This window comes from Paenibacillus sp. MT86 (assembly GCF_058792535.1).
Window position 1 is genome coordinate 2862696 of the sequence record NZ_CM179499.1, and the last position, 12086, is coordinate 2874781.

General features: G+C 51.6%; 10 protein-coding genes. 9 read left to right on the plus strand and 1 reads right to left on the minus strand.

Annotated features, from left to right (window positions below; all coding sequences use genetic code 11):
• The first annotated feature begins 83 nt into the window (after window positions 1-83).
• The 3 genes from AC3RCL_RS12690 (at window position 84) to AC3RCL_RS12700 (ending at window position 3433) form a co-directional block, all read left to right on the plus strand.
• Entirely contained in the window at window positions 84-2087 is a 2004-nt protein-coding gene (locus AC3RCL_RS12690; protein ID WP_492535565.1) for a Na+/H+ antiporter, read from the plus strand.
• A 129-nt stretch (window positions 2088-2216) separates the two neighbouring features.
• A complete protein-coding gene (locus tag AC3RCL_RS12695) occupies window positions 2217-2666 on the plus strand; it encodes an RrF2 family transcriptional regulator (protein WP_096774170.1) in 450 nt (149 codons plus the stop codon).
• 125 nt (window positions 2667-2791) lie between these two features.
• A complete protein-coding gene (locus AC3RCL_RS12700) occupies window positions 2792-3433 on the plus strand; it encodes a nitroreductase family protein (RefSeq protein ID WP_492535567.1) in 642 nt (213 codons plus the stop codon).
• Window positions 3434-3533: 100 nt separating this feature from the next.
• Here the strand turns inward: AC3RCL_RS12700 and AC3RCL_RS12705 are convergent, their stop codons facing one another.
• Window positions 3534-4172 carry a TetR/AcrR family transcriptional regulator gene (locus AC3RCL_RS12705; protein WP_492535569.1) on the minus strand — a complete coding sequence of 213 codons (639 nt, stop codon included), beginning with the start codon at window positions 4170-4172 and terminating at the stop codon, window positions 3534-3536.
• A gap of 169 nt (window positions 4173-4341) precedes the next feature.
• Between AC3RCL_RS12705 and AC3RCL_RS12710 the strand changes: the two genes are divergently transcribed.
• The 6 genes from AC3RCL_RS12710 to AC3RCL_RS12735 all read left to right on the plus strand — a co-directional run bounded on the left by AC3RCL_RS12710 (window position 4342) and on the right by AC3RCL_RS12735 (window position 12086).
• Window positions 4342-6579 carry an MMPL family transporter gene (locus AC3RCL_RS12710; RefSeq protein WP_492535570.1) on the plus strand — a complete coding sequence of 746 codons (2238 nt, stop codon included), beginning with the start codon at window positions 4342-4344 and terminating at the stop codon, window positions 6577-6579.
• 136 nt (window positions 6580-6715) lie between these two features.
• A complete protein-coding gene (locus AC3RCL_RS12715) occupies window positions 6716-7198 on the plus strand; it encodes a tetratricopeptide repeat protein (RefSeq protein WP_492535572.1) in 483 nt (160 codons plus the stop codon).
• 213 nt (window positions 7199-7411) lie between these two features.
• A complete protein-coding gene (locus tag AC3RCL_RS12720; RefSeq protein WP_036660860.1) occupies window positions 7412-7660 on the plus strand; it encodes a hypothetical protein in 249 nt (82 codons plus the stop codon).
• A 232-nt stretch (window positions 7661-7892) separates the two neighbouring features.
• Complete coding sequence (locus AC3RCL_RS12725) at window positions 7893-9680, plus strand: ABC transporter ATP-binding protein (protein WP_492535575.1); 1788 nt, start codon at window positions 7893-7895, stop codon at window positions 9678-9680.
• Window positions 9677-11533: an ABC transporter ATP-binding protein gene (locus AC3RCL_RS12730; protein WP_213578969.1), complete on the plus strand. Its 1857-nt coding sequence runs from the start codon at window positions 9677-9679 to the stop codon at window positions 11531-11533. The genes AC3RCL_RS12725 and AC3RCL_RS12730 overlap by 4 nt, the downstream gene beginning before the upstream one ends.
• Before the next feature lie 76 nt (window positions 11534-11609).
• The gene (locus tag AC3RCL_RS12735; RefSeq protein ID WP_213578968.1) at window positions 11610-12086 is read left to right on the plus strand and encodes a GNAT family N-acetyltransferase; all 477 of its coding nucleotides are present in this window, start codon (window positions 11610-11612) and stop codon (window positions 12084-12086) included.

Here is a 12086-nt window from a genome sequence, read left to right on the forward strand (position 1 = left end):
TTATTCTACACAACCTAAACTCGTCTATTGAAGGGCAGTGAATGTTACATAGATGAATCCCTTCAGAAAGGAGCGAATGCAGGGTGGAAATATTTTTAATGGTCCTTATTTTTCTGGTTTTGATCGGGATCTCCAATATGATAAATCGATTTCTGCCATTCATTCCGGTCCCGCTGATCCAGATCGCCCTCGGAATCGGGGTGGCCTATGTCCAAGGTTTTCATCATGTGCCGCTGAATCCCGAATTGTTCATGGTTCTGTTCATCGCGCCGCTCTTGTTCAATGATGGAAAGCTGACCCCGCGCGACGAATTATGGAAGCTGAGATCATACATCCTCCTGCTGGCGCTGGGTCTCGTATTTGCTACGGTCTTGATCGCGGGGCCTTTCATTCACTGGCTCATTCCGGCAATCCCGTTATCGGCGGCCTTCGCCCTGGCAGCGATACTGTCGCCTACGGACGCGGTAGCGGTAGGCTCCTTGTCGGGAAGAGTGAAGCTGCCGGGTAAAATCATGCATTTGCTTGAAGGCGAAGCGCTTATGAATGATGCATCCGGTTTGGTTGCATTCAACTTTGCGATTGCAGCAACAGTGACGGGTTATTTCTCCCTGAGGAAGGCCATCGGCAGTTTTTTGGTTATCGCGGTCGGAGGAATCGTCATCGGTGCATTGCTGGGTTTTCTTGTGATCTGGTTCAGAATGCTGCTGCGCCGGCTCGGTATGGAGGACGTCACTCTTCATATGCTGATCATCATCCTGACGCCGTTTATCATTTACCTCATAGCCGAGGAGTTTCATGTATCCGGGATTCTGGCCGTCGTTGCCGCGGGCGTCACCCACGCAGTAGAGAGGGACCGCATGCGCTCGGCGTCCATCAAGCTCAGAGTGGTATCGGACAGCACCTGGTCCGTCATTCTCTTTACGCTAAACGGATTAGTGTTCATTTTGCTGGGGCATGAAATTCCGGGCGTCGTGAATCAAATATGGAGCGACCCTGCCTATAATAACGGACAAGTCGTCGGTTACATATTACTGATAACGGCTGTGCTGATATTGCTGCGATTCGCATGGGTATGGTTATCAACGAACCGTCAGTTCAAATCTTCCCTGCTGACGGCCCTCTCGGGCGTTAGGGGAGCATTGACGCTGGCCGCGGCCTTCTCCATTCCGCTGACTCTGGCGGACAACCGTCCTTTTCCGGAGCGAAGCTTGATGCTGTTTATCTGTGCGGGCGTCATTCTCTTAACCCTGGTGATCGCGAGTGTCCTGCTCCCGCTGTTAACCCGGGAGAAACATGCCGATTCGGCGACGATGATCGATCATGGAAAAGAAGCACGGATTCAAATGCTGCAGGCGGGTCTCCGCGCCGTACGGGAAGAAATGACCGACGAGAACAAGGAAGAGGCGGTCCAGCTCATCTATGCGTATACCAAGCGGCTTCAGCAATCTCATATCACGGATAAGAGCGACATGAAGCAGTTCTGGGAAGCCACGATCGCAGTTAGAAAAATCGGCCTGGCGGCGGAGCGAAGCGTTGCCGAAGCATGGCTTAAGGAACATAAAGCCTCAACGCGAGCAGCCGAGCTGTTCCTATCCTCGCTTGACAGAGTCGAAATGCTGCTTGCCAGCCGATACAAAATCAAGCTGTTAATGAGAACATTATGGCAGAATTTGAAGCGCTTGCTGACAAACAACGAGCCCAAAGAAGTGCCGATGTCTCCGGATCATCCGGATTGGGACCAGTATAAGGCGTTGAAGCTCGAGGCCATTCGTGCGGCGATCGTCGAGATTCAAGCGGTGAAGCCGGCGGAGAAGAAGGAAATCTTGCAAGCGGTAATCGCGGATTATCGTGCAATGGAGCATTTTCTCCAGAACGATCGCGTTTGGAGCCGAAGAAAACAGAAGCTGAGCAGTGAACGCATGGAACTGGAACTTAAAGCGATTCAATCCGAGCGTAACGAGATTCAGAGCATGTTCGAGCAAGGCGATATAGACCGGACGCAGGCAAGCCAGCTTAGAATGGACGTGAATTACCGGGAGGCGAATTTGTTTGAGTCGCAAGCGCTGGTCGAGGACGAGGGCCATTAAGCAGCGGCCCTTATGTTCTTGAAGGAGTGTCAGGATTACGTTACAATAATGAAAAGCTGGATGGGAACATCTGCTTCTGCCGGTGAGTACCCATTCAAGGGCTTTTTATTCTAAAAAGGGGGTAGGAACATGAGCATAAATAAAGAAGCGGCCTCCAAAAAATCGACAATGGCCTGCCCGTCCACCTATAAAACCTTCAGTATTGCCGTGCAAGCGCTTGTGACCCTTGAGCGTCACTCCGGCAAGTGTTCTAGCGGCGATATCGCATCGTATCTCCACTCGGAGTCGACGTTGATTCGGCGCGTGCTGAAAACTCTTGCCCAAGCGGATCTGATTGAATCGCGTGAAGGAAGGGACGGGGGATACCGTCTGAGGAAGAATGCCCACGATATTTCGCTGGCTGAAGTATACTCGATTCTTCAGGTTCACAGCTCGATTAGCGACAGCATGCTGGACGCGGCAGCAGGGCATTGTTTTGCCGAGGAAATCAAGGAGTCCTTTGCCGGCATCTTGTCCGAGATTGAGGAGAGCACCTTGAAAATACTGGAGTCGCGCACGATCGCGGACATCGCTCAATGAACCCTTCTAAATTGGGTTGACAAAGAATTTAGGTGTGCTTTATACTGTGCATTAAACAACACAGTTAAGTCGCGATATAAACTGTGCAGAATATTGCACAATATAAATTTGGAGGGATAATAACCATGTCTGCAACAACGACAACAAAACCCGATTTTCAAACGGTGATTCAGGAACGCCACTCGGTTCGTCAATACGACCCATCGGTGAAGATTCCAAGAGAAGAGATGGAAGCGATCTTGAAGGATGCTACACTGGCGCCTTCTTCAAGCAACCTGCAGCCATGGCGTTTTCTTGTGATCGATGATGCGGACCTCTTGAAGAAGCTGCATCCGATTGCCAACAATCAGGAGCATGTTCTTCAAGCATCGGCCGTCATCGCTGTATTGGGCGATCTGAAATGGTATGAGAAGGGCGAGAAAATTTATTCCATGTCTGAAGAAGCCGGTTATATGACCGAAGAGGTGAAGCAGCGCTTCATTCATACGGCCGAAAATATGTATGCGAACCTGGCTCCGTCCATTAAGGAAAGCATCGTGGACGTGGATGCCGGACTGATCTCCATGCAGCTGATGCTGAGCGCTCGCGCCAGAGGATACGATACCGTTCCGATGGGCGGATATAACAAGGATCGGTTTGTGGAGGAGTTCTATATTCCTTCCCATTACCGCAGCGTGATGCTGATCGCCATCGGGAAAGCAGCCGCTCCAGGCCGTCCGACGGTAAGATTGCCGCTAGAAGACGTTGCGTTCTGGAATGAAATCTAAACAGGCATCAAAAAGAACGGAGGTCATTAACAGACCTCCGTTCTTTTTGGTTGTAGTCGAAACTTTTCTAGTCTAGAAATTTGCCCGATTATGCTTGGAATTACACATCGAGATTCTCGTTGGAAGGCCTTACAGCCCCATGCAGGAATAAATCAACGATGTCAACAGCCATATCACGGGAGCTGGCATAACCGCTTCGGGTGTCTTCACGATTGCCCAGCATCAGCATGGCCGAGAAAGCCTGTGCCATTAGCAAGGCGTTGCCTTCCCGAAGTTCGCCGGATTGCATGGCTTGATGAATCTGTTGGGCAAGGACTTCATGAATCCGCTGTTCCGCCTCACGGATAGCGGCCATTTGCTCCTTAGACAAGAAAGGCTCCGCTTCCCGCATCATGGTCTCCATTTCGGCATGAGGCTTGGCAATCTTCGCTTCGGCTACCCGGATCAATCCAGCCTCTAGGGTATCGGCTTCCTGCAAAAAGCGATGTGTAGAAGCATAAGCTTTATCTAGAATCGTGGTTACCGCTATTTTAAACAGCTCGGGTTTACTTGTGAAATGATAATAGATGGAAGCCTTGGTCACTTGGCAAGCCTTCGCGATCTGCTGCAACGATACGGACTCGTAGCCATTCTCCATGAACAATTTGGAGGCGGTCCAGAGGATCGTTTCCTGGATGGGAATCTGATCGGCAGCTGCTTTGGGACGTCCGGGATTTCGGGGGTTACGTATTTTTGTCATGATGACCTCCTGTGTATAGTGTAAGACATGAGGGGCGCATTTTCAAAATAAATATTGAATATTAACCGACCGGTATATATAATTAATTTGCAATGTTGCATCGAAAGGTTTACGAAGGAAGAACCATGATGAAGTACAAAGACTACGTAGGAATGGAGAGGATCTGCATATGCACGGATCAGGACCGAATTACGGAAAATGGGTAGCGGGAAAGCGAAGCAAATGGGTCACGCTCTGTGTATGGATACTCATCGCGCTGGCGTTGAATTTGCTATGGCCGGCTGTTGGAGATAAAGAGGATAACAATGCAGCCAATCTGAAGGAGGATGTTCCGTCCGTCGTAGCGGAAGCGATGGCCGACAAGGAATTTCCGAGCAACGGCGGCGTGCCGGCTCTCGTCGTATGGCATAAAGAAAGCGGATTAAACGAAGAGGATCTGACCAAGCTGCAGGAATTGACGGCAAGCCTTGAGTCCGATCCGCTCCCGTATCAGACGTTCGTCGTTCCTTTCCATCAGCTGCCTCCGCAAGCCTTAAGCGCCCAGTTATCAGAGGATCGGAGCACGCTGGTGATGCCTGTATTTTTTGAAGAAGATCAGGAGACGGACCAGCTTAAGGAAGGAACGGCCGAGCTGGAGAAGCGGTCGAAACAATTGCTGGGCAGCAATCCGTTTCAGGCTGCCGTTCAGAGCGGAGACGGAATCAGCGCTCGCGTAACGGGACCGGTGGGAATATCTATTGATGCAACCGGATTGTTTGAGGATGCCGACGTATCGCTCATGATTGCAACCGTGCTTCTTGTTCTGATATTGCTGCTGTTGATTTACCGTTCACCGATTCTGGCCCTGATTCCTTTGGTTGCGGTCGGCTTTGCGTATATGGTAACAAGCCCGATTCTCGGGTTTATGGCGGATCAAGGCTGGATCACGGTGGATTCCCAGTCCATCGCCATTATGACCGTGCTGCTCTTTGGAGCCGGAACGGATTATTGTTTGTTCCTGATCTCGAGATTCCGCCAGCTGTTATGGCACGAGCCCGATAAACGCATGGCCTTGTTTCAGGCGATTACCAGCTCATCAGGCGCTATTGCGATGAGCGGCTTCACGGTTGTATTGTCTCTGTTCGCGCTGCTGCTGGCTCAGTACGGGGCATATCAACGTTTTGCCGTGCCTTTCAGTTTGTCGATTCTCATCATGTTTATAGCCAGTCTGACATTGGTGCCCGCATTGTTGGCTATTTTCGGCAGAGGTTCGTTCTATCCTTTCATTCCGAGAACCCCGGAGATGCAAGCGGAACGCGCCCGGAAAAAAGGAAAGCCGGTTCCTGCCCCTCACAAGGAGAAGGAGAGCCGGATCGGCCGCTTGGTGACAACGAAGCCTTGGACCGTCGTTTTGGCAGCATTGGTATTACTGGGTGGACTCGCGACGTTCTCGTCCCAAATCAAGTTCACTTACGATCTCTTATCCTCTTTCCCTGAGGATGTACCTTCGCGTGAAGGATTCGCCGTCATCGGCGAGCAGTTCTCGGAAGGAGAGCTTGCGCCGGTTCGCGTGATGGTGGACAGCGGGGGGCAAGCTTTGGACCTCGAGGAGCGGCTGAAAGCGCTGGATTACGTGGATCGCGTATCCGAGCCGCAGAATGGGGCCGAGAATAACGATATCATCGGTTATGAAATCGAGCTGTCCATGAATCCTTACTCCATGGAAGCAATGCAGCACATTCCGGATCTTCGGGAGATCGCGGAGGCTTCACTGGAGAAGGCAGGTGTCGGCAATCCGGCCGAAGCCGTGTGGATCTCCGGTCAAACGGCTACCCAGTACGACACCGAGATCGCTGGCGAGCATGATGCCAAATTGATCATCCCCGTCGTTATCGGTTTGATTACGTTGCTCTTATTGGTGTATTTGAGATCCGTTGTAGCTACCGTTTATCTGATTGCAACCGTCATTTTGTCTTACTTCTCGGCCCTCGGGCTTGGCTGGATCATCATTCATTACGGCCTGGGCGCCGAAGCCATCCAGGGAGCGATTCCGTTGTATTCGTTTGTGTTCCTGGTTGCGTTAGGCGAGGATTACAACATCTTCATGATCTCGAGCATATGGCAAAAGCGGAAGCAAATGCCGCTGAAGCAAGCGATCAAAGAAGGCGTTGGAGAGACCAGCTCGGTGATCACCTCGGCCGGCTTGATCCTGGCAGGAACCTTTGCCGTACTGGCCACGCTTCCGATTCAAGTGCTGGTACAGTTTGGGATCATCACGGCCATCGGGGTTATGCTGGATACGTTCATCGTGAGACCTTTCCTGGTACCCGCAATCACGACGCTGTTGGGCAAGTGGGCGTTCTGGCCGGGCAAAGCCCATATGGCGGCTGAGGAAAAGCCAGCTTTGAACGTTGAGAACAAAGCATAAACATTAGCAGCCTGTGACACCCGCCTCATCTTTAGACTATTTATAAGATGAGGCGGGTGTTGCATTTTGACCAGTGCGGATGGCGTCTGGTAAGATAAGGTAGGAAACGCGGATAAAACTCAGAGGGATGTGCCCCATGACAACGATACAACAAGCCATTGAACTTCGTGCCGAAGGCAAACCGGAGGAAGCGAAAAAAATTCTCCTTGAGCTGCTGCCCCAATCCCCGGATGATCCGGATATCCATTATCAGCTGGCCTGGGTGCATGATATGATGGGCCTTGAGAGCGAAGCGGTTCCTTATTACGAGAAGGCGATCTCTTTAGGGCTGAAGGATCCCGAACGGTGCGGCGCCTTGCTTGGACTTGGAAGCACATACCGCACATTGGGGATGTACGGCAAATCCAAGGAGACATTCGAGCAGGGACTGCGGGATTACCCCGGGGCGCGGGAGTTCAGGGTGTTCTACGCGATGACCTTGTACAATTTGCGACAGTATGACAAGGCGATGGAACTGCTGCTTAGAGAATTAAGCGAAACCAGTAATGACGAGGGGACCAGGAGCTATCAGAGAGCCATTGCTTTTTATTCTGATAAGCTTGATCAGGTTTGTAAATAAACGTTATCGGCATCACTTTATTATTCTTGTTAGACGAACGATTCGTTCGAGTCTATGAAAAAACAATGTTATGCATCCAGCCCAAAGACGGACTATCATGAAATTGATCCTATCGTCACTTGCTTAACTGAATTTTAGATTGCTTTCATCTCTCACTAAGGTTCGGACCTTATACTAAGTATGTCACTACAAGTGATGGAAGGAGCAACGACGATGAACAAGAAAAACAAAATGAGTATGTGGTCGATCGGATTGGGAAGTGCTTTTTTGATGATGATGTTAGCCAACCATGATAACGTTCATGATGGTCAAGCCCGAACCGGTATCGCTTCGAATGGAGTCAGATCCAACGTAGCCATTCAATCTGTCGACAAGAACGCAGCCGTAACAACCATGCCTGAGAAGCAGGAAATAACCCCTGAAATGATCAATCAATTCTTGAAAATAGTTGCAGAGACATAAGAAATCTTGATATTCCTATACGTAATCTGTTAGAAGACCAGCTCCCATGCCGAGGGGCTGGTCTTCTTGGCGTGATCCAGGTGTAGGGCTTAGGTATTTCTAGATGCTGGCGCGTCCCGTAACTATTCCTTGTAATTTTTTTGAGAAACGGGAACCCACGTTCTTGTCATATCTTACCATGGAGCTTATTATTATCAATAGGGTTAACCGAAGCGGAGGGATTATAAACGAAATGCAAAGCGAACACACGTTAAACAGCAAGCGAAGGACCACGGGGATTGGGATGTATCGGGAGATGCTCGTCAGGTACGTATTCCCCCATAAGAAGCTTCTGGCAGCCCTGACGGTGCTGCTGTTATTTTCCATTGGGCTCCAATTGATCAATCCGCAGATCATCCGGTATTTCATCGATACGGCTCAAGGAGAGGGAAGCCTGACCTCCCTTTATTATGCGGCAGGATTTTTTATTCTCTTTTCATTGCTTCAACAAGGCGTTTCCATAGCGGCTGCTTATTATAGCGAGAACCTGGGCTGGACGACCACCAACAAGCTTCGTGCCGAGTTGGCGGAGCACTGCCTGTCGCTGGATATGAGCTTTCACAAAACCCAAACCTCCGGATCTCTAATTGAACGGGTGGATGGCGATGTGAATGCGCTCGCCAATTTCTTCTCCAGTTTCATTATCCATCTGTTCGGCAATCTGATCCTCATGATCGGGATCCTGGCTTTGCTGTATCGGGAGAACTTCTGGATCGGCCTTGTCATGACGGTGTTTGTGGTCGGCAGCATTTACGTCATTCAACATATCCGGCGATTTGCGATACCGATCTGGAAGCGGTGGCGCGAGCTGAATGCGGATTTCTACGGTTTCATCGGGGAACACCTTGAAGGAACCGAGGATACGCGTGCCAACGGGGCGGCCGGATATGTCATGAACCGATTTTATGAGATGGCCAGGCGGATGCTGCCGGTTCGCGTTCGTGCGTTCATCGGATTTTTCTTGATGTGGAGCACCACGATATTGGTGTTTGCGCTTGGCAATGCAGCGGCTTTTATCGTGTGCGCCATACTGTGGAAGAACGGACAGGGCGGCTTGACGATCGGCTCCATCTATCTCGTGTTTTATTATACGGAGCTGCTGGCCAAGCCTATTGAGAAGATTCGTACCCAATTGGAGGATTTGCAAAAAGCGGATGCCAGCTTGATGCGGGTCCGCGACCTGCTTGCAACCGAGCCCAGGATCAAAGACGGCCCTGGCGCGCCGCTTCCGTCAGGCCCATTGTCGGTGGAATTCCGGAACCTTAACTTCGCTTACGAAGAGGGCGGGCAGGCTACGCTTGAAAATCTACAGCTGCGCCTTGAGCCGGGCCAGACTCTTGGGCTGCTCGGCCGTACAGGCAGCGGCAAAACGACGATCGCACGCCTGCTGCTACGCTTCTATGATCCACAGGAGGGAAGCATCGAGCTGGCGGGAACCGATATTCGAGGCTGCAAGCTCCATGAACTAAGGCGGAAGGTCGCCATGGTCACGCAGAATATTGAGATTCTTGAGGGAACCGTCCGTGATAATCTGACCTTGTTTGATGAAGGCATAGCCGATACCCGCATTATATCCGTGTTAGAAGAGCTTGGACTAGGGGATTGGTACGGCTCGCTTCCCGAAGGGCTGGATACCAATCTGGCTTCTGGAGGCGGAAGCCTGTCTGCGGGCGAGGCCCAGCTGCTGGCGTTTGCACGCGTATTTTTGACGGATCCGGGTCTTGTCATTCTTGATGAGGCTTCCTCCCGGCTTGATCCGTTAACGGAATACCGGATCGAAGCAGCCATTTCGCGTCTGCTGCAGGAGAAGACCTGCATTATAATTGCCCATCGTCTGGCTACGGTTCAGCGCGCCGACTGGATTCTCATACTGGAGAACGGAAGAATGCTCGAAAGCGGCCGCAGGGAAGAGCTGGCCTCAGATCCGCAATCGCGGTTCAGCCGCATGCTTGCCGTTGGAATGGAGGAGGTGCTGGCATGAAAACTAGGCATTTTTTCTGGCGGTTGATTATGTACCGCCCGGGGTTGTACCTCATCAACCTGTTCGCGTGGTCCCTTATCCATATGGCCCCGCTTGTGCCCGGACTGTTAACCAAGGCCTTCTTCGACCATTTGGAAGGCACTTATTCTTTTCCTTACGGCGTTTGGGCGATTGCGGTGCTGCTTATCGGCGCTGCCTTGGCACGGATTGCGCTGATCTTCGGCGGCTTTATGACAGACGTGCATTTCCGCTTCCGCATCAGCACCTTGCTCCGCCGCAATATGCTGTCGCATGTCATGAAGGAGCCCGGCGCGCGAGCGATCCCTTGCTCGCCCGGAGAAGCCATCAGCAATTTCCGGGATGACGTGGATCAGGCCGAAGAAGCGACGAGCTGGTCAGTAGATACATTAGGGCTTGTCGGTTTCGTCATTGTCGCCAGCTGGATTCTCATATCCATCGATCTGCAGCTAACGATTCTCGTGTTCGTTCCTTTGATTCTGGTGGTGACCGCAGCCCAGATCGCAACCGCGCGCATCCAGAAATACAGGGCGGCAAGCCGGGAATCGACCGCCAAGGTAACCGGGGCGATCAGCGAAATGTTTGCCAACGTGCAGGCGATCCAGGTCGCAGGAGCGGAGAAACGCGTGGTGGAGCGTTTCGTAAGTCTGAGCGAGAAACGGCGCCAATCCATGGTGAAGGATAAACTTCTGACGGAAACTTTGTCCTCCGTATTCACGAACTCCGTTAACCTCGGTACCGGCCTGATCCTCGTGCTCGCAAGCCTTAAGATGCGAAACGGCGATTTTACCGTCGGGGATTTGTCCCTCTTTGTATATTATTTAACATTTGTTACCCAGCTCATATCGAACGTCGGCAATTTCATGACGTATTACAAGCAGATGGGCGTCAGCTTTCAGCGCATCAAATCCATGCTGCAAGGAGCACCGGCTTCTCTGCTTACCGCAGCCCATTACATTGGTATCGGCAAGGTTAAGAGCAAGCGAACCCATGAAGAGAATTCCGGTCATCATGCCGCAGGATATGGGCAACCGCATGGGGCATCCAATCACGCTGCCGGCGCTCCGATCGAAGACGGGATGGAAACGGCATATATCGAGGCACCTCCGCTCTCGCTGCTGGAAGCGCAAGGGCTGTCGTACCAGTATCCCGAAACCGGACGGGGCATTTCGAATATCAATCTGAGACTCGCGCGCGGTACCTTTACGGTCGTAACCGGGATGATAGGCAGCGGAAAAACGACGCTGGTTCGCACATTGCTGGGCTTGCTGCCAGCCGAAAAGGGCGAAATCCGATGGAACGGCGAAAGGGTAACGGAGCCGGCTGATTTCTTCATACCGCCGCAAAGTGCTTATACTGCGCAGATCCCAAGGCTGTACAGCGACAAACTTCGCAACAACATTCTGTTGGGTATATCCGAGCAGCCGGGCAGTCTGGAACGCGCGCTTCATGCGGCCGTAATGGAAGAAGATATCAAACATCTGCAAAATGGGTTGGAGACGATGGTGGGTCCGCGCGGAGTCAAGCTGTCCGGCGGTCAAGCACAGCGGACAGCCGCGGCAAGAATGTTGGTACGGGATGCGGAACTCTACGTATTCGACGATTTATCCAGTGCATTGGATGTTGAGACGGAGCGCAAGTTATGGGAGAGGCTGTTCAGCGAGCGCGGAGGTGCGACTTGTCTTGTGGTATCGCATCGGAAGGCTGCGCTTAACCATGCTGACCATATCATCGTGTTGAACGGCGGTGAGATTGAGGCCGAGGGCACGGCGGAGCAGCTGCTGGCTTCCAGCGAAAGCTTCCGACAGCTATGGTACGGCGAAGAAACAGGATAATTAGGCGGGAACAAATGTTCAACGCGAAGAAGACTTGATTAAATCAACGTCACCTTAGACAGAGGAGTGAGGGCCCATGCCAATCGCAGAACAAATCCAGCTTGTTGTCCGCACGGCAGAACATCTGCCCGTCTTGAAAGAATTCGAGCTACCGGAGGACCAAGTCCAATTCACCTCTCATCCGAAAGAAGTTTTAAACCTAGGGGAAGGTCAGTTTCCCATCGTCATTTTAGCTGATGGTCATCCTGTCGGTTTCTTTATCCTGCATGCTACGGAGCGCGTCAAGGAATATACAAGTCATTCTCATGCGATGCTGTTGACTGCTTTATCCATTGATCATCGACAGCAGCGTAAAGGTTACGCCAAACGAGGGATGCTTGCGCTGCCAGCGTTCATTAGGAGAGAATTTCCTTCCTGCAATGAGGTGGTGCTGGTCGTGAATCATAAGAATGTACCGGCTCAGCAGCTGTATGCAAGTGTTGGTTTCAAAGATACAGGCAGAAGAAGAATGGGGCCGATCGGAGAGCAATGGGTGATGAATCTAACCATCTGA